This window comes from Variovorax flavidus (assembly GCF_030317145.1).
In the GTDB taxonomy this organism is placed as follows: Bacteria; Pseudomonadota; Gammaproteobacteria; order Burkholderiales; family Burkholderiaceae_C; genus Variovorax; species Variovorax flavidus.
Window position 1 is genome coordinate 13253 of record NZ_JASZYE010000019.1, and the last position, 18013, is coordinate 31265.

Annotated in this window: 17 protein-coding genes; 13 read left to right on the forward strand and 4 right to left on the reverse strand. The window is 63.6% G+C overall.

Features of this window, described 5'->3' with window-relative positions; all coding sequences use genetic code 11:
- Positions 1-51 precede the first annotated feature (51 nt).
- From QTH90_RS31045 to QTH90_RS31065, 5 genes are all read left to right on the forward strand, one after another.
- Positions 52-1173, forward strand: a complete 1122-nt coding sequence (locus QTH90_RS31045; protein ID WP_286668443.1) for an alpha/beta fold hydrolase — start codon at positions 52-54, stop codon at positions 1171-1173.
- Positions 1174-1392: 219 nt separating this feature from the next.
- The gene (locus tag QTH90_RS31050) at positions 1393-2514 is read left to right on the forward strand and encodes an alpha/beta fold hydrolase (RefSeq protein ID WP_286668444.1); all 1122 of its coding nucleotides are present in this window, start codon (positions 1393-1395) and stop codon (positions 2512-2514) included.
- 30 nt (positions 2515-2544) lie between these two features.
- Complete coding sequence (locus QTH90_RS31055; RefSeq protein ID WP_286668445.1) at positions 2545-3561, forward strand: ABC transporter substrate-binding protein; 1017 nt, start codon at positions 2545-2547, stop codon at positions 3559-3561.
- A gap of 52 nt (positions 3562-3613) precedes the next feature.
- The gene (locus QTH90_RS31060) at positions 3614-4234 is read left to right on the forward strand and encodes an SCO family protein (protein ID WP_286668446.1); all 621 of its coding nucleotides are present in this window, start codon (positions 3614-3616) and stop codon (positions 4232-4234) included.
- A gap of 45 nt (positions 4235-4279) precedes the next feature.
- Positions 4280-5836, forward strand: a complete 1557-nt coding sequence (locus QTH90_RS31065; RefSeq protein ID WP_286668447.1) for a sensor histidine kinase — start codon at positions 4280-4282, stop codon at positions 5834-5836.
- Between the two features lie 25 nt (positions 5837-5861).
- On the opposite strand, the gene QTH90_RS31070 is transcribed toward QTH90_RS31065, so the two are convergent.
- Together QTH90_RS31070 and QTH90_RS31075 are read right to left on the reverse strand one after the other, a co-directional pair.
- Positions 5862-7013 (reverse strand): error-prone DNA polymerase family protein, encoded by a 1152-nt coding sequence (locus QTH90_RS31070; protein ID WP_286668448.1) that lies wholly within the window; start codon positions 7011-7013, stop codon positions 5862-5864.
- A gap of 9 nt (positions 7014-7022) precedes the next feature.
- Entirely contained in the window at positions 7023-7364 is a 342-nt protein-coding gene (locus tag QTH90_RS31075; protein WP_286668449.1) for a PHP domain-containing protein, read from the reverse strand.
- A gap of 81 nt (positions 7365-7445) precedes the next feature.
- Between QTH90_RS31075 and QTH90_RS31080 the strand changes: the two genes are divergently transcribed.
- Positions 7446-7937, forward strand: a complete 492-nt coding sequence (locus QTH90_RS31080; protein ID WP_286668450.1) for a cupin domain-containing protein — start codon at positions 7446-7448, stop codon at positions 7935-7937.
- 292 nt (positions 7938-8229) lie between these two features.
- Positions 8230-8763 (forward strand): SOS response-associated peptidase family protein, encoded by a 534-nt coding sequence (locus QTH90_RS31085; RefSeq protein ID WP_286668451.1) that lies wholly within the window; start codon positions 8230-8232, stop codon positions 8761-8763.
- A gap of 676 nt (positions 8764-9439) precedes the next feature.
- Here the strand turns inward: QTH90_RS31085 and QTH90_RS31090 are convergent.
- Positions 9440-9802, reverse strand: a complete 363-nt coding sequence (locus QTH90_RS31090) for a tautomerase family protein (RefSeq protein WP_286668452.1) — start codon at positions 9800-9802, stop codon at positions 9440-9442.
- 360 nt (positions 9803-10162) lie between these two features.
- Here QTH90_RS31090 and QTH90_RS31095 point away from each other — a divergent pair, with 360 nt between their 5' ends.
- From QTH90_RS31095 to QTH90_RS31120, 6 genes are all read left to right on the forward strand, one after another.
- A complete protein-coding gene (locus QTH90_RS31095) occupies positions 10163-10792 on the forward strand; it encodes a response regulator transcription factor (RefSeq protein WP_286668453.1) in 630 nt (209 codons plus the stop codon).
- 325 nt (positions 10793-11117) lie between these two features.
- Positions 11118-12299 (forward strand): FAD-dependent monooxygenase, encoded by a 1182-nt coding sequence (locus QTH90_RS31100; protein ID WP_286668454.1) that lies wholly within the window; start codon positions 11118-11120, stop codon positions 12297-12299.
- 384 nt (positions 12300-12683) lie between these two features.
- Positions 12684-14153 carry a DUF3300 domain-containing protein gene (locus QTH90_RS31105; RefSeq protein ID WP_286668455.1) on the forward strand — a complete coding sequence of 490 codons (1470 nt, stop codon included), beginning with the start codon at positions 12684-12686 and terminating at the stop codon, positions 14151-14153.
- A 23-nt stretch (positions 14154-14176) separates the two neighbouring features.
- Entirely contained in the window at positions 14177-14569 is a 393-nt protein-coding gene (locus QTH90_RS31110) for a DUF2950 family protein (RefSeq protein WP_286668456.1), read from the forward strand.
- A gap of 40 nt (positions 14570-14609) precedes the next feature.
- A complete protein-coding gene (locus QTH90_RS31115; RefSeq protein ID WP_286668457.1) occupies positions 14610-15089 on the forward strand; it encodes a DUF2950 family protein in 480 nt (159 codons plus the stop codon).
- Between the two features lie 505 nt (positions 15090-15594).
- A complete protein-coding gene (locus QTH90_RS31120; protein ID WP_353506656.1) occupies positions 15595-17607 on the forward strand; it encodes an ATP-binding protein in 2013 nt (670 codons plus the stop codon).
- Between the two features lie 171 nt (positions 17608-17778).
- Here the strand turns inward: QTH90_RS31120 and QTH90_RS31125 are convergent.
- A partial coding sequence (locus QTH90_RS31125) for a transposase (protein ID WP_286664423.1) occupies positions 17779-18013 on the reverse strand: 235 nt, incomplete at its 5' end.

Sequence of the window (18013 nt, forward strand, 5' to 3'; positions counted from 1 at the left end):
CTGATTGGTTTGCCGACCATCCCGTCCCGTACTCAAAAAAGGAGGGAAGCGATGAAGGCGCTGTCGAAGCTGTGGCCGTGCATAGCTTTCGGGCTTGCACTCTGCCTGGCAGGCCAAAGCCGTGCCCATTGGGAAGACCAGCCTCCGCATCAAATGGCTCAGCTCGGAGAGCTGAAGCTCGAGGGCGGTGGCGTGATCACGAACCTGAAGATGAGCTATGTCACGCACGGCAAGCTCAACGCCGCCAAGGACAACGCCATCCTGTTCCTGCACGGAACCGGCGGCAACCATCACTTTTTCGACCATCACATAGGCCCGGGGCGGGCCCTTGACACCGACAAGTTCTTCATCATCTGCTCGGACGCGCTCGGCGCCACGCAAACCGGCTATGAGCACTCGACGAGTCCAACCAACAGCGGGTTGAAGATGAAGTTCCCGCAGTACAACGGGCGAGACATGATGAAGGCGCAGTACATGCTGGTCACCGAGGGGTTGGGCATTTCGCGCTTGCTCGCGGTGGTCGGAATTTCATCCGGCGGCTCTTACAGCATCCAGCTCGCGGTGAGCTACCCCGAATTCATGGACGGCATTGTTCCCGTTTCCGGGGGCAGCTTCTTCGGCAACACAGGCAGATTCCGCGGGTCGATGAGAAATTCGATTATCGAGTCCTGCGTCGGCTGGAATGAGGGCAACTACGACGAGAACCCGAAAGCCTGCGCAACGAGCTACATCTCCGTGCTGATCCCCTACTTTTACAGTCGCGATTGGTGGGAGCGGCACATTGACACCGCCGAGGCTTACCAGCGCTGGCGTGTGGCGATGGGGGCCTTTTATCTCGACGTTCAGGATGCCCGCGACCTCTACTATCTAGAGCAGTCGTTCGAAAAGGGTTGGGTCAATGACACGCCGGGATTCAACGGGAGCATGCAGGCTGCGTTGGGCTCGATCAAGGCCAAAGCACTCTTCATCCACGCATTGCAGGATGAGTTCATTCCTCCGAAAAACGTTGCTGCCGAGGTGAAGATGATTCCGAACGCACGCGACCTCCCTATCGATTCCGACGCCGGTCACACAATCTGGTACAACGCTGACCCCCAGGCCACTGTGGCGGTGAGCCGCGCGATCAAAGCCTTTCTGGCCGATCTGACTGTGAGCAAAGCCGCCGGTCGCTGAATCGTTTCTTCCCATATCGATTCCGCAAGCGTCGTGCGCGCGGCAGCCAGATTGTGTGCCTCGCCCAGCGGAAGATAGGCGCCAGACTAGAGCGGCTCCTCCGAGTTCGTCGCCACCCCGGCATGGCGGATCACACTCGACATCGCTGGCCTTGAGGAGTAACTTCCTTCGATCGGCCTGCCAGCAATCCCGTCCCGAACTTTAAAAAGGAGGGAAGTGATGAAGGCGCTGTTGAAGCTGTGGCTATGCACAGCGTTCGGCCTTGCCCTGGGTGTGGCGGACCAAGCCTGTGCCCACTGGGAAGACCAGCCTCCGCACCAGATGGCTCATCTCGGGGATCTGAAGCTCGAGAGCGGCAGCGTGATCCCGAACCTGAAGATGAGCTACGTCACGCACGGCAATCTCAACGCCGCGAAAGACAACGCCATCTTGTTCCTGCATGGATTCGGCGGCAGCCATCACAACATCGATCATCACATCGGGCCGGGGCGGGCCCTCGACACCAACAAGTTCTTCATCATCTGCTCCGACGCGCTCGGGGCCACGCAGATCGACTATGAGCACTCGACGAGTCCGACCAACAGCGGTTTGAAGATGGCGTTCCCACAATATGGTGGACGCGATATGGTGAACGCACAGCACAAGCTAGTCACCGAGGGGCTGGGCATTTCGCACCTGCTCGCCGTGATCGGAATCTCGTCGGGTGGGTCGTACAGCATTCAGCTCGCGGTGAGCTACCCCGACTTCGTGGACGGCATCATCCCGCTGGTCGGCGGCAGCTTCAACAGCAGCGCGGGCCGCTTCCGTTGGCCGGTCATGATTTCGATGCTGGAGACCTGCACCGGCTGGAACGGCGGCAACTATGACCAGAACCCCAAGGATTGCGCAACCCTAGCGCTCTCCGTCCAAACACTCTACTTCTATACACCTGCATGGTGGGAGCAGCACCTCGACACGCCCGAGGCCTATCAGCGTTGGCGCGTCGCGATCGGGGCCTACTACCTGGACGTTCAAGATGCGCGCGACCTCTACTACCTGTACAAATCGTTCTACAACTTCTGGCTCGGCGACACTCCGGGATTTAACGGCAACACAGTGGCGGCGCTGGCTTCGATCAAGGCCAGGGCGCTCTACATCTATGCGCCACAGGATCAGATCGTTCCGCCGAAAAACATTACTGATGAAGTGGCACTGATTCCGAAGGCGCGTGCCGTCGCAATCGACTCCATCGCGGGTCACACTATTTGGTACGACGCCGACCCGCAGGCCACCGTGGCCATGAGCCGCGCGATCAAGGATTTCCTCTCCGAGTTGACTGCGAGCAGGACCGCCGCTCGCTGAATCCACTCGTCACCGAACCAGGCCACCACCATGAACAAGATCATGTCGCCGGGACCGAGCCGCCGAGAATTCCTCGAACATGCGTCCGCCCTTGGAGCGGCCGGCCTGTTGGGTCTCCAACACGGCGCGGCGGTAGCCGATGACGCGCCACCCGAGACGCGCACGGTGCGCTTTTGCCATGCGCCATCGATCTGCCTTGCGCCGCAATACCTCGCCGGCGAACTGCTGCGAGACGAAGGGTTCAGTGACGTCCAATACCTCGCCCTCGGCACGCGAGCGGGCCCGGAGGCGCTGGCCAGCGGCAAAGTGGACATCACGATGTGGTACACGACCGGCTACCTGCCAGTGATGGATGCGGGCAAGGGGGTGGTGTTGCTCGCTGGCGTACATCTGGGCTGCTGGGAGTTGTTCGGGCACGGCGATATGCGCATGCTGAGCGATCTGAAGGGGAAGACGGTCGTCTGCGAGAAATTCCTTGGGGGCGACCAGATCCTGCTGTCCAGCATGCTCTCGTATGCGGGCTTCAGCACCAATGATGTGAAATGGCTGGCCCGCCCCGGCGGAAGCGCGATGAACGCGTTCATCGACAAAAGAGCCGACGCATTCTTGGCGTTTCCGCCAGAACCGCAGGAGTTGCGCGCCAGGAAGATTGGCCAAGTGCTACTGGACACCAACGTCGATCGACCCTGGTCGCAGTACTACTGCTGCATGATCGGGGCGAACCGAGACTACGTTCAGCGCAATCCGGTGGCCACCAAGCACGTGCTGCGCGCAATCTTGAAGGCCGTCGAGTTGTGCAAGGCACAGCCGCAACAGGCGGCCGGCTACTTGCGCGACCATGGCTACGAAACGCGATACGACATAGGGCTTCAGTCCCTGAAGAAGCTGAACTACGACTACCGGACGGTGAACCCTGAGGACACACTGCGCTTTCACGCACTGCGCCTGCGCGACGTGGGCCTTATCAAGTCCACGCCGCAGAAGCTCATTGCCGAGAGCACGGACTGGCGCCTCCTGAATGAACTGAAGCGGGAGTTGAAGGCCTGAACTTGAGACCTCGACTGGTGATGGCATGAGCCGCACAGTAGGAATCGACCACATGAGGAACCAATCGATGCCAAACCGTCGTCACGTTTTGCATGCGGCTGCCGCCTTTTGGCTGGCAACGGCGCCGCTACTTGCGAATGCGCTGACCATAAAGGGTGCGCCTGACGGCATCGAACACCTCCCCGTGCTCGGGCCGGCGCCGCACTTTTCGCTGGAGTCGTCGAGGGGCCCTCGCGTTGCGCTCGCCGATCTGCGCGGCAAGGTCCTGCTGGTCACCTTCGTGTTCACGACCTGCTCCACCAGTTGCCCCATCCTGGTGGCTAAGTTGGCCGAGCTGGGGCGAGGCCTGGGCGGCGAATTCGGCACTCAGTACGCGTTCGTGGCAATCACCGTCGACCCATTGACGGATACACCGGCACGACTACAAACCTACGCGGCTTCGTTTGGCGCCGATATACCAGGCTGGTATTTCCTGACTGGAACTCCGAAAGCCGTCGACGATGCGGTGCGGGGCTTTGGGTCGTATGCAAAGGCGGCACAAACTGGTGGCGTCGACCACCTGTTCCTGACCTCGCTGGTCGATCGCGCCGGCATGATGCGGGTGCAATACATGGGCACGAAATTCGACTCCAGAGAAATGAAGCGAGACCTGCAGATGTTGGCCATCGAGTGACATTCCCAGAGCGGGCAAGCCCAGGCGAACGAGCAGAGGTCGCAAATGATCGAACCACTGCTTCGATGGCTGCCGTTGGCCGTGGCGCGCGTGCCGGCCACCGTGCATACCAAGCTGCTGGTTGCGTTCCTCGCCATAGTAGGACTTCTGATCGCGGTCGGCACGGTCAGTTTGGCCGAGCTCGGTCGTCTGAACCAGCGCGCCGAGGACTTCGTTCAGTTGCAGCGCAAGATTGCCGCATACCGGCAGATCGAACAAAGCACCACTGCACAGCTGTACAGCGTGGCCACTGCAATGTTGGCGCCGGACCCCGCCGCCCTAGACGTGACCCTCCGTCAGCTCCACCAGTTCGGCTACGACCTAGATCGGTTGAAGTTCGTCGCCCAGGACGAGGTCGAGGTACTGCAGCGCGTGCGCCATGAGTACGAGGGATTCACAGCGGCGGTAGGTGAAGTGATAGATCTGGTTCGGGCTGGCAAGGTGACGGAGGGTCGGACGGCGCAAGTCGAGCGTGTCGGTCCCCTTGCGGAGCGGCTCGAGCGCCTGACGAACGAACTCGTCAACAGGGCCGAGGCTGAGATGCTTTCACGCATCGACGAGAGTCACAGTGGTTACGCGGCCTCGCGGCGATGGGTCGTGGCGTTTGCTGTCGGCAGCATCATCCTGGCGCTGGGGCTGGGTTATGCGATCTCGGTGTCGTTGATTGGCCCACTGCGACAGATGGGCGAACGCTTCGACCAGATTGCGGCTGGGGATTTCAAGAGCCAAGTGATCGTCCCCAACCGCGACGAATTGGGCGATCTGGCCGGCAATCTGAATCACATGAGCGACGAACTGGAGCGCTTGTACCGTGAGATCCAGGAAAAGGGCAGCCAGATCGAGGCGGCTAACCGGCACAAGTCCGAATTTCTGGCCGCCATGTCCCATGAACTGCGCACGCCACTGAATGCGATCATCGGATTTTCGGAGGTGCTGGCCGAAAAGATGGTGGGGGAAGTAAACGACCGACAACTCGATTATTTGCAAGACATCCATGGCTCGGGAAACCATCTGCTGAGTTTGATCAACGACATCCTCGACCTGTCGAAGATCGAGGCGGGCCGCATGGAACTGGAGCTATCCGTGTTCAACCTGCGTGAGGTGCTCGACGCGGCGGCCATGCTGGTCCGAGAGCGCGCCGCGCGTAGCGGCTTGACGCTGCTGCTCGATGCGGCAGGAGCACCGGAAGAATGGGTTGCCGACCAGCGAAAGATCAAACAGGTACTGATCAACCTGCTTTCGAATGCCGTCAAGTTCACGCCCATGGGCGGCAGGGTTACCCTCCGCGCGCGACATCTGAAAGCCACCGACGGCAGTGCCGTCGAGATCGCGGTGATCGACAACGGCGTTGGCATCGCGCCCGATCAGCAAGCAATAGTCTTTGAAGAATTCCGACAAGCCTCGGGCGATCAGCTGGGTAAGTCCGAAGGCACAGGGCTGGGTCTGACGCTGGCGAAACGCTTCGTCGAATTGCATGGTGGATCCATGCGCTTGACGAGTGCGCCAGGCAAGGGGTCGACATTTGCGTTCACCCTGCCAGAGCGCCCCGCGGAGGCCACTTGATCAATCGCGCTAACGCCCATGCGTTCTAAGCGATGAAGTTCGCCACCTGTGATGATGCAGTGTCTGACATCGACACCTCATCATGACCGACTTCAAGCTCCAAGACGATACTTTGCGGACGCAGGTCGAACCGCTGCGTCCTTGTGGTGACGTCAGCCTGGATCGGGATGCTCAGCCCAGCCGGTCGTGGGACGACGTCCAGGGCGAAACCCAGCGCCTTGCCGACATCGCGGATCGCGGACTTGCTGCGGTAGGCAATGACTACACCCGTCAGCGCCGCCCGATCGCGCCCGTACTTGCGGTAGATGTACTGCATCACCTCCTCGCGCCGCTGGTGCTCGAAGTCGATGTCGATGTCCGGCGGTTCCTTGCGCTCGACGCTGATGAAGCGCTCGAACAGCACGTTCATCCGCTCGGGATCAACCTCGGTCACATAGAGGCAATAGCAGATCGCCGAGTTGGCCGCGGAGCCGCGGCCCTGGCACAGGATGCCGCGCTCGCGCGCCCAGCGCACGATGTCCTCGACCGTCAGGAAGTACGCCTCGTATTCGAGCTGCCGGATGATGCCGAGCTCGTGCTCGATCTGGGCTCGGACCTTGTCGGGAAGGGCGGAGGGGAAGCGCTTCTGCGCACCGGCATACGCAAGCTTGCGCAGGTAGGAGGGCGGTGTCTCGCCCGCCGGCACGATCTCCTCCGGGTACTCGTAGCGCAGCTCCTCGAGGCTGAAGGTGCAACGGCGGGCAACCTCGATGGTCTCGCGCATCCATGCGTCCGGGAAGGCCTGGCGCAGGTACGCGCGCCCGCGCAGGTAGGCCTCGCCGTTGGGCTGGAGGTCGAAGCCGCATTGACTCTCCTGCCGGCCCACGCGGACAGCCGCGGCCACGTCGTGCAACGGCTTCCGCAACCGGGTGTGCATCACGGGGCTGGCCGTCGCGACGATACGCAGCTGCGTGAGCTCGGCCACCTGCTCGATGATCCAGCAGCGCAGCTCATCGTCGAGGCCCATCGGCCGCGGCTCCAGCAGCCAGGCGCGGCCGTCGAACCAGGTCTTGAGCCACATCGCCTTGGCGAACAAGGTTTCGACCGTCTCGTCGGGTTCGGGCAGCAGAAGGGCGATGCAGCCCGGGAGCCCGGCCAGATGGGGTGCCTTCGCGGTCTTGCCCTCGAAGTCGGTCACCTGCGCGAGTTAGCGGCTCTTTTCGGCACGGCGACGCGCCAGCGTGATCGCCTCGCTGAGGTTGCCGTAGCCGCGGCGGTCCTGGGCCAGAAAAACGATGCGCGCGTGTGGATGGCCGCCCGCGGTGGTCAGCAGGATCTCGCTGCCGACGATGAAGTGGATGCCGCACTCGCGCGCCGCGAGGTGCGCGCGTACCACGCCCGAGACCGAGCATTCATCGGTGAGGGCGATCGCGGTGTAGAGCTTGGCCGCCGCGCGCTCGACAAGTTCCTCGGGCTCGGAGGCGCCGACCAGGAAGGTGTAGTTGGAGCGGCAGTAGAGTTCTGCGAAGGGTGGGGGAGCATCAGTCATACTGTATAAAGATACAGTATGCAGGCTGCGGCCCTCCGGCAAAAATGCCTACCAGGAACGCCCAATCCGATAGCGCCCGCCATGTCTCCCACGGCCCCCATCACGGATGCAAACCCCACCGTCGAGGAGATGGAAGCGCGCGTGGCGCGCTTCCGCGCTCTTCCGGTGACAAACGACTATGCCGACGCGGGCATCCCTGGGTGCGAGCGGACGACGTGGCGAGTGATCGGCACGCCGCCGGCGGCGCCGCTGCAGGCGGAGGGCTTTCACCTGAACATCGTTTGCTGCGAGCCGGGAAAGTCGGCGCCGCTGCACAACCACCTGACGCAGGAGGTGTTCGTCGCGCTCTCGGGGCGCTGGGAGATCTTCTGGGGTCCAACGGGTGAGCGCCACGTGATGCTCGAGGCCTGGGACACCATCGCCATCCCCGCTGGCGTCTCCCGGGGCTTCAAGAACATCGCCGCCGAGCCGGCCTATCTGATCGGCATCGCGAGCGGCCGCGATCCGGGAAACATCAACTGGCCGGCCCAGGTACGTGCTGCCGCCGAGGCGGCCGGATTTCGTTTGCCCTAGCCACTCGCGTCGCCGCCCTCTGCCCCAACGCGCCCACGCGCCGGACTCCAGCACAATGGGCCGATGTACAGCCATTACCAGGCCGAGAAGCGTCGCAGGCAGATCGAGAAACACTTCGGCATCCGGCTGCCGCCCGACTGGGAGCCGCCGCCCGGCGGGCTGCACATCTATCCGACACAAATGGCGCCGTTCATTCGCCGGCCACCCGAGCGCGAGTCAGGCGACGAGGCGGTGCAGGAGTTCGAACTCGTGGAAGGGCACTTCGGGCTGTTGCCGGGGCTTCGCGAAGGATGTGCGGTACGGCGTCAACACGTACAACGCGCGTACCGAGACCGTCCGCGAACTCGCCAGCTTCAAGAACGCCTGGGCCAAGCCGCGGCACTGCATCGTGCCCTGCGAAGCGATCTACGAGCCCGACTGGCGCAGCGGCCAGTTCGTGCCCACACGATTCACGGCCGCGAACGACGAGACGCTCGGCGTGGCCGGCCTCTGGTCGCCCTGGAAGAACCCGGACACTGCCGAGTGGGAACTGAGCTTCGCGATGCTCACGATCAACGCCGACGCGCATCCGCTCTTCAGCCTCATGCACCGGCCGGACCTGAAGCGCCCGCCGCACATGCAGGACAAGCGCATGGTCGTAATCCTGCCGCAGGCGCAGTATGGGGAGTGGCTTGACGCACCGCCCGAGAGCTCGACGGAATTCATGCGGCAGTTCCCGCCCGAGCGGCTGGCCATGGTGGCCGAGCCACTGCCGCCAAAGGCGCCCAAGCCGAAACCGGCGCGTGCCATGAAGGTGCCGGAAGAGCCTTCGCTTTCTGATCCTTGAGCCGCGACTCGACCGGTGAGGAATCGGGGCGTATGCTGCGTTGATCATCCCGATTAGACAGAAGGAATCCGCCTTCACCATCCAAAAGCCGTTGCCGCCACCTGTCGGCTATTCCAGTTGGCTCGACTATGCAGTCGAGCGTTTCGATACTCGGGAGCCTTGGCTGCAGAGTCATTTCAACGCCCTTGACGAAAGCGGGGTCGAATTGAATCGCGAAGAAATTCGGGAGGCCGCGCGCATGGAGTTGCGTGAGCTACGAAAGGTCGCCGCTCGCTCCAGGTCATGAGGGCATCTGTAGCCGATCACGATCACCCTCGCTCACGGGAGCCCCGTTCTTGCGCCTGGTTTGGGACAACGAAGGTACGCTCCGAAGCGAGAGTTCGTTATTTCAGCTCTACCGAGGCTGGCGCGTGGTCGCTTGCGCCAGTCAACCCAAGCATCACGCGACCGACACCGCCTGCAGCGTCCTTCGGCTCACAGCAGGAGAGCTCAAAAGCAAATGATCGATACGCATGCTTGCGCCATGCGTCCACCGCTTGCGCAGATAGCTCCAGAACGTGTATGCCGCCGTGGGTGGACCTGCGCAGCCTCAGCCTCTGCTGACAGAGACGGGCGTCGGCTACCGACTCGCAGTCGGAGTCGTAGATTTATCTCACCTGGCGATGCATAGGCGTGTTCAATCCGGCGGCGGAGCGTACTGGGCCTCTCCATTTCCAAAGGACCAGTTTTCCTTCCGGACTTCGACCAGGTTGATGAAGACGTCTCCCAACCGCATCTGAAGCCGTTCGTTCAGGCCTGTCGCGATGGCCTTGTAGAAGGCTCGTTTCTGTTCGATCGTGCGGCCTTCGTTGAGCGCGCCGCGACTCCCGCCGGAGGGGGCCAGCAGTTCAGTGCCGCCCACCATCGTCTTCCATGGCGATGCGGATGCCACGGTGCATGTAAGCAATGGCGCCGCGATCATCGAAGCGTCCAGCTTCGCGACCGGGCAGGCCACTGGAAAGATGCCGACCGCGCGTACCGCGGAGGGCCATTCTGGCAAGGGGCAACGCTACACCCGCGCGGTCTACGCGGACGATGCCGGGCGAAGCACAGCCGAATACTGGCAGTTGCACAACGCGGGACACGCGTGGTCGGGCGGCAGTTCGCGAGGAAGCTACACGAACCCCACCGGTGCTGCTAGCGCCGAGATGCAGCCAGAATCTGGACGGCGCGAACCGTGTCTATGAGGAATGCGGCTTCATCGCGGTCACGCGGAACAGCGTGTACCGCAAACTGCTAGAGTTGCTAGATGCGCGTTAGCCGCCGCGCTGGCCAGCCGCAAACGGCCATGACCGGCCGATCAGCGGCACGGCAGAATTCCTCCGCAACCGGACCTCTCAACAATAGTCTGGAGCATGTGATGGCCGTTGTCGAGTTGATAGGACCGATCGCAATCCCACGCGTGCTCTCGCGAATGTTTCGCCAGCAGGGGTATCGATTCCGGGCGCGCGGCAAAATTGACGCGTTCGCAATCCGGACGCCCGAAGCAGCCCCCGAAGTCGATTGTGTTCTTGTCGATTTCGATCTCACGGAAAACCTAAAGGCGCTTTCCAACTTCCTGTCGAACGCTGCTGCCCGTGGACTCGCTGTCGTCATGCTCGGCACGCGTCCGAACCCTGCGGACGTCATCACCGCGATGAAGCTTGGCGCCTCCGACTTCCTCCTCAAACCAGTTTCGGAGCCTGTGCTGCGCGAGGCCATCGAGACTGCTGTTTCGCGCGGGCGCAGAAATCGAGCCAGGGCGTCCAGGATCTCGTTTCTGAAGGAACGGTATCGAACCCTGACCTATCAGGAACAGCTGGCCGCGCGCCTTGTCAGCGAAGGCGCCCGGAACAAGGACGTTGCAGAAAGTCTCGGCGTCGCTGAGCGGACAGTGAAGATCTATCGAACCTTGGCATTGAAAAAACTGGACGTTCATTCCGTGCCTGAACTGGTGCGAGCCCTCGCGCTCCTGGACTCCGGTCCTGACCCCGATTCGTACGCGCGTTGAGCGACGTTCAAGCCAAGCGTCGACGATGGCGCTGGGCTCGACAGTGCTTGTCGGCCATCACCGGTCGCTGGAAGGGTGAAGTCGAACATCCGGATCCGGCCTGATAGCAGCAGCCTCAGCCGTCGCGCTTGGCGCTACTCAGAGCGAGCAGTCCGGACCTGGACCGGAGGGGGGACCTCGTCGTGGCAAACAGCAGGATGTCCGGGCTGGCACGGTAACAACGCTTCCCACATCGCTTTGCAATGCCTATGCTGCGAGCTTTGTGACGTGCCGCATCGCTGTGGCGCAGGTCGTCGGCTGATCGCGCTCGCAAACCTGAGGTCGTATGTCGGCTCACGTACTCGTTGCCGGTGGTGGCATTGGTGGACTCTGTGCCGCGGTGGCCCTGGCGCGTGCGGGCCAGTCTGTCGACGTGCTCGAACAGGCGCCTCGATTCGGCGAGATCGGCGCCGGCATCCAGCTTGGGCCCAATGTCACCCGCCGACTGAATTCGCTGGGCCTCCATGACGCCCTCGCCGGTGTTGCAGCCCGACCCGATGCGCTGGTGGTCCGCAATGCCGCCGATAACGCCGTGCTGGCCCGCATGCCACTTGGGGACGTGATCCTGCGCAAGTATGGCGCTCCCTTCCTATGCGTGCATCGTGTTGAGCTGCATGGTGTCTTGCTCGCCACTGCACACGACATGCCCCTCGTCACGCTGACCACCGACGCACGCATTTCCCGGGTGGTGACGCGTGGCGAGTCCGTCTCGGTGGGGGCATCAGGAGCTCGCGAATGGAGGGGCGATGGATTGGTTGGCGCGGACGGGCTGTGGAGCATCGTGCGCGAGCGCGTGGTGGCGAGCACACTGCCACCACGCCCGACCGGCCACACGGCGTGGCGTGCCCTTGTGCCGTGCGACAGCCTACCCGTCAGGCTGCGGAGCGCCGACGTGCAGGCCTGGCTGGGTGGGCAACTGCATGCCGTCGTCTATCCGGTGCGCGGGGGTGACTGGCTCAGTCTGGTGGTCATCGCCGAATCCGAGATGACTGCGACCGACCCCAGCGATTGGGATCAGGACAGCAGCGCCGCCGCTTTGCTCCATGCCATGGGGAACCGCTGCGACGGGGTCAGGCCCCTGATCGAAGCGATGCCTGCCTGGCGCGCCTGGACCGTAAACAGCCGGCCTCCGGTTGCCGGCCCCGATGAAATGGTGAACGAGCGGATCGCGTTGCTGGGCGACGCGGCCCACCCGATGGTGCCGCACCTCGCGCAAGGGGCCTCCATGGCGATCGAAGACGCCGTGGCGCTGGCCGATTGCGTGGGAGACTGTGGCCCGGGCAGCTTGCCAGATGCCTTCGCACGCTATGCGGCCGCGCGCTGGCAACGCAATGCCCGCGTGCAGGCGCAAGCCAAGCGCGACGAGGACCTTTTTCATTCGAGCGGGACGATGCGGCTGGCGCGCGATGCCGCGCTGCGTGTGCTGGGCGCGCGCTTGCTCGACGCGCCCTGGCTGTACGAAGGCTAGAACTTGAGGCCCTATTCGGCGAGCAAAGTAGGGTCGGACCGTTTCAGGGACGGAACCAAACCTACCAGCTAGACCGGCGTCGTTCCCGGGCTGTACGCCGCGAATGGAAGAACGGTTCGCGGCCGCGCGCAGTTCGGGCTGCTTAATCGTCTCTGGAGGTACCGGGGCCCTCGTACCCATGGAAAGCGCATGAAGGAGAACGGAAGGCAACCAGCGCATCGTGGAATGTCAAATGGGGACAGGGGCGTCGCTGCGACGAATAGCTCCGATCGGAACCGAACGCCACCATGCATTCGAGATGCCAAAGCTCGACGGACGTGAGATCCGGGGGTACAACGCGGCACTTGCCCGAGTTGATCAGCCAAACGATGCGGAGGTCTGGACATGAAGATTGGACTGCCGAGCGCCCCCGAGCTTCCTGTCGTCCTGGCGCATCCTGGCATGCGCCGCTTCCCTGCGCACGTGCTAGCGCCCCCGATCGCGCTCGCCGTGATTCTTGGTGGATGCGCCTACCCCGTGCCGGTGGCCGTGCAGCAACCGGCGCGCGTCACGACCACCACGACCACCACGGCGCCGGGGCCGGCGGGCCCCGCCGCCACGGTGCCGACGGCGCCTGCGGCGGACGGCACTTTCAGCCAGGCCCAGATCGACCAGATGATGGCGCCCATCGCCCTGTATCCGGACTCGCTGCTGTCGCAGGTGCTGATGGCGTCGACCTACCCGGCCGATGTGGCTGACGCCGCGAAGTGGTCGAAGGCAAATCCCCAGCAGTCCGGCGATGCGGCCGTGCGCGCCGTCGACCACCAGCCTTGGGACCCGAGCGTGAAGTCGCTGGTGGCCTTTCCGCAGGTGCTGCAGACCATGGGCGAGAAGCCCGACTGGGTGCAGAACCTTGGTGACGCCTTCCTTGCGTCATCGAAGGACGTGCTCGATTCCGCCCAACGACTGCGTGCCCGCGCGCGCGAAACCGGCAATCTGAAGACGACTGAGCAGCAGACCGTGACCGTCCAGCAAGAGGCGATCACCATCGAGCCTGCCAACCCGCAGACCGTCTACGTGCCTCTCTACAACCCGGCTGTGGTGTACGGCACCTGGCCTTATCCGGCCTACCCACCGTACTATTGGTACCCACCGGCGATGTACTACCCGGGCTACTACCCTGGCGCGGCGCTGGCCACGGGCATCGCCTTCGGGGTTGGGGTGGCGGCTGTCGGTGCGCTTTGGGGCAATTGCAATTGGGGCGGTGGCGACATCAATATCAACACGAATCGCTACAACAGCATCAATACCAACCGGCAACTGAACGCAAATCAGAACCGCTTCCAGCACAACGCGCAGAACCGGCGCGGCGTGCCTTACCGCGACACCCGCAGTCAGCAGCAGTTCGGCAGGAGCGTGCCGGGCGGGGAGAACCGCAGCGACTTTCGCGGTCGCGACGCGCAGCGTCAGCAGGCGCAGTCGGCGCTGCAGCAACGTGGCATGGACCCGGGCGCCGGACGCAACCAATTGCGCAACGATCCTGCCACTCGTCAGCGCGCGGACGCAGCTGCTCGAGGGCAAGGAGGATTCGGCGGCAACGACGGGCTGTCACGCGTCGGCGCACAAGGCGGAGCACGCGGTGACAATGCTTTCAGCGGCGCCGGCAATGTCGGGCAGGCGCGCCAGCAAATGGACCGAGGTAATGCCAGCCGGCAGATGTCACAGCAACACTCCGGCGGTCGTGGCGGCTACGGGGGCGGCGGTTACAGCGGCGGAGGGGGCCGCGGGGGATACGGCGGTGGCTACGGCGGGGGTGGGGGCCGCGCCGGGGGCGCAGGGCGCGGTGGAGGCCGCGGAGGTGGTGGACGCAGGTAACAAGAAAAGCACAGGAGCACGCCATGCAAATGCCTATCTGCCGATCAGCTGTCCGACTCGGCACCGCGATGATTGCCGTCGTTTCTCTGCTCGTCCCCTGCCTCGCAGGAGCGCAGCAGCCCTATGCCAGCGCCGAGGCGGCCGTCCAGGCCTTCCACGACGCCGTGTCCGGCAACGACGCCGCGGCGCTGCGGAAGGTCCTTGGCGCCGACTGGAAACGCTTCACGCCGGCCGACGACATTGGCAAGGCCGACCTGCAGGCTTTCCTCGCCGCCTGGGACAAGGAGCACAAGGTTGTGTCGACTGACCAGGACAAGGCCGTGCTAGCCGTCGGCGACAGTGGCTGGACGTTGCCAATTCCGCTTGTCATGAAGGCCGGCAGCTGGCGCTTCGACCCCGGGGGCGGGCGCCGATGAGATGCGCACTCGGCGAATCGGCCGCAATGAGCTTGCCACCATGCAGGCGGTCCTGGCTTACTTCGACGCACAAAAGGAATATGCGCAGCGTGACCGCGACGGCGATGGCGTGCTCTCGTACGCGCGCAAGTTCGCGAGCACACCGGGCCAACGTGACGGGCTGTACTGGCCCGACGACGCCCAGGGCGAGAGTCCGTTGGGACCGCGCTTCGGCGGCGTGAGACCCGGCGAGGGCTACCACGGCTACCATTACAAGATCCTGACGGCACAGGGCAAGGGTGCATCGGGGGGGGCCTACGACTACATCATTGGCAATCGCATGCGCGCCGGCTTCGCCGTCGTGGCTTGGCCAATCCAGTATGGGGACACTGGCGTGACCAGCTTCATGATCAGTCACGACGGGGTGCTCTACCAGAAGGACCTGGGACCGAAGGGCGCAACGATCGCGCGGGACATGAAGGTCTTCAACCCGGATTCGACCTGGAGCAAAGTGGATGTGCCTTCAGGAGGATCCCCCTAGGGCAGCCATTCGCGCAAACAGCGGTGTCGCCAGGGCATTGAGCCTTGCGGTTGTGACGGGAATTCCCTCTCCGGTCGGGAGAAACGTATGCAAGTTCTGACAAAGAGCTTCGAGTACAAGGAACACGAGGTCGTCATCGCGACCCAATTCGACACGACACCTGGACTTGGCGATACACGATCGACGGGCTGCAGTCTTTCTCAGCGACAAACGTGGGCCACTGGACCGAAGTGGGCGCCGTTGTAGAAGCGGCTGAGGATGCCAGGAAGCACATCGACGAACTGTCCGAGCGGACCGGCTGAAGAGAAGCCTTTGGCCCTACGGCTTGAGCGGTGGCCGGGAGGCGGCATGCGGTCATGTACTTTGACATTGACGGCGAGCGCGCAGGTGCGCAATGTTCCGGTTTCTCCTTCACGACTTGTCTCGTGCCGAGGCCGCCGTGCCGAAAAGACTTAAGGAAGTGCAGCGCACGCATGCGGGTACGCCTCATGCCGAGATCGACATGATGAGCCGGAAGACGGTCACAACTTGGCCGGAGTCGCAAGACGAGCGATCGAATGCCGAGGCCCTGCGGCATCGGCTGGGATTCGAGCGCTTGCTCTCAGACCTGTCGGAGCGCTTCGCCGACGTCTCGAGCGACGGCTTCCTGAACAAGATCGAGCGGTCGCTCGACCAGATGGTCACCTTCCTGGGCTGTGACCGCTGCACCTTCGCCGAGTTCGTGGCCGGCGACTACCTCGACGTGCTGTGCTCGGCGTCTGGCGGTGGCTTCGAGCCCATGTCGCGCGGCCGCTTTCATCACCAGTTGCCCTGGTTTCTCGGCGAGCTGCGGGCCGGGCGGATTGTGTCGATCGCCAGGCTGCCGCAGGACCTGCCGCCGGAGGCGGTCGCCGAGGCGGCGCACTGCCAGCGAGTGGGCTTGCGTTCTCATCTGTCGATTCCGCTGCGCATCGGCGGGCGGGTGAGGAGCGTGCTCTCGTTCGCGGCCTTTAAGTCCACGCGCAGCTGGCCCTCGGACATGGTGGCGCGGCTCAAAATCGTCGGAGAACTGCTCGGCAGCGCGATGGTCCTCGCGCGCACCGAGGAGGAGGCACGGCAGTTGCGACGGCGCGTGTGGCATGCCGACCGCGTCGCGCGCGTCGGTGCGCTCACGGCCGCGATCGCCCATCAGTTGAACCAACCCTTGACGGCCATCCTGAGCAATGCGCAGGCCGGGCTCAAGTACCTCGAACGCAACGACGCGAGCCTCGATCGGGTGCAAGGGGTGCTCGAGGCTGTAGTGCGCGAAGACAAGCGGGCGGCCGAAACGATCCGCGCGATGCGTGACCTGCTGCGGCGCGACGAAACTAGACGCGAGTGCATCGATCTCGCCGCGGCTTTGCGAGAGGTCCTGCGCCTGCTGGAAAGCGAGTTCGTCGAGCAGGGCATCTGCATCGAGACGCGCTTCGATGAGGGATGCTGGGTGCTGGCGGACAAGACGCAGATCGAACAGGTGGCACTTAACCTGGTGCTCAATGCAGTGTCGGCCGTGCAGGCGGCCACGCAGCCGGGCGACCAAGCGCGACGTCTCCTGCGGCTGGATGTTTCGCGGCGCGATGGTGGCGCGATCGGGCTTGCAGTGCGCGACAACGGCAAGGGGATCGCGCCGGGCGAACTCGAAACCATCTTCGAGCCGTTCTGGACATCGCGGCAGGAGGGCCTGGGGCTCGGCCTGGCGATCTGCCGCTCCATCGTCGAATCGCACAGCGGGCGCATCTGGGCGGAGTCGAACCCTGAAGGCGGAGCGAGCTTCTGCGTCGAGCTGCCGGAGCGGATCGAAAGGCCCCACATAGCGGAAGCACCGTCTGCGGCGCGCAGGCCGGAGGTCGCCAGCGCGTGCGCCACCGCGGACGCGATCGTCTGCGTCATCGACGACGATCCTGCGGTCAGGGAAAGCTTCAGGCGACTGCTCGAAGAGGCCGGATGGGCGGTAGCGGCCTATCTCTCCGCGGACGAGTTCATCGCCCGCCCGCCGTTGACCGATGTGGCCTGTATCGTGCTCGACATGTCCATGCCGGTTCTCTCGGGGTCGGCGTTGCAGCTTCGCTTGCTGGAAGAGGGATGCGCCCCGCCGATCATCTTCGTCACCGGGCATGGCGAGGTGTCTGCCGGCGTCGGCGCGATGAAGCGGGGCGCTTGCGACTACCTTGAAAAACCGGTCGACGCCGACGTCCTTATCGGGGCAGTGCGCCGCGCGGTCGAGCGCCACGCCGACGACCGCAGACAAGAGCTGGCGCTGGTCGCGGCCAAGGCGCGGGTGGTCAGCCTGTCGCCGCGCGAACGCGAAATCATGCAGCACGTCATCCGTGGACGCTTGAACAAGCAGATCGCGGCCGACCTGCTAATCGCCGAGCAGACCGTCAAGCAGCATCGCGGCAGGGTCATGGAAAAGATGGGCGTTCGTTCGGTGGCCGAGCTCGTGCAAGCCTGCGAGGCCGCGGGCCTTCTTTCGAATCAGCACGCAAACAACCGCTCTTGAGAAGCGACAACGCCTGCAATGGGCCGAGGCCGTGTGCAAACCGTTGGCTTGTAGTGTGCAGGACATGACCGCGAACGCGGCGGGGTGGCCAAGAGCGGCTTATCCAGTACGCGGTGCTCAGCAAGTGCGCCCGGGGTCATTCGAATTGATCGTTGGGGGGCCTTGAGAGGCTCACGCCTCCATCAATCGCATCGCCTTCATCGTTCTGGCTATGCCCAAGATCGCGATGACCCTCTTAAGGTTGTAAGCCAGCACGTGCAGACTCATCTCGGTGCCCACGTGCTCCAGTTTCCTCGTCAGGAAGTGCGTCCAACCCATCCAGTGTTTGAAGGTTCCGAACACGTGCTCAACGGTGCATCTTCGCAGCGTCATGGCCACAGGCTTGCGATCCATGCGTTGCTGGACA